Origin of the sequence: Prevotella sp. LCP21S3_D2, assembly GCF_052118345.1 — a bacterium.
Taxonomy (GTDB): domain Bacteria; phylum Bacteroidota; class Bacteroidia; order Bacteroidales; family Bacteroidaceae; genus Prevotella.
The window spans coordinates 1-427 of the sequence record NZ_JBQKHJ010000108.1 but is presented as its reverse complement, the minus strand read 5'-3'; the positions used below and the strand labels follow the sequence as shown (position 1 = coordinate 427).

Below are 427 nucleotides of genomic sequence, written 5' to 3'. Positions count from 1 at the left end.
ATATCGTTCTCTTTCTTCTAGAACCTTCCCTTCAGCAGCCACAGCAGCCTCATCATATTCATCCTTGAAGAGTCGTGGCGAAAGGAAGAGCAAATCTTCGTCATCCGATGTAGTAGTGAAATAGACACGGTTGATGTCATGCGCCGAAGTATCCATTTCGCACTCCAGCATCGTGGAGATGCGTACCTGGTTCTCAAGAATAGTCTTGCCCATTTCTCGCTTGAACACCGCATGTCCGCCTTGTCGTGCACTGCGTTCCAGCATCAGCAATCCGTACTTGTCCGGTTCTTTCAGCAGCAGCTTGGCAGCCTTGGCGAAAGCCTCCGGCTCATCCATATCAAATCCGAAAGCACCGCTTGGCAGTTTCATTCCCTTCACCACGCCTTGCGGATAATGGCCGGAATAATTAAACTGTACCAGTCTCCGT

At 50.1% G+C, this 427-nt stretch carries 1 pseudogene; it reads right to left on the bottom strand.

From position 1 onward, the window contains the following. A pseudogene (locus ACTQ16_RS16825) lies at window positions 1-427 on the bottom strand (DUF3987 domain-containing protein); the annotation flags it as partial.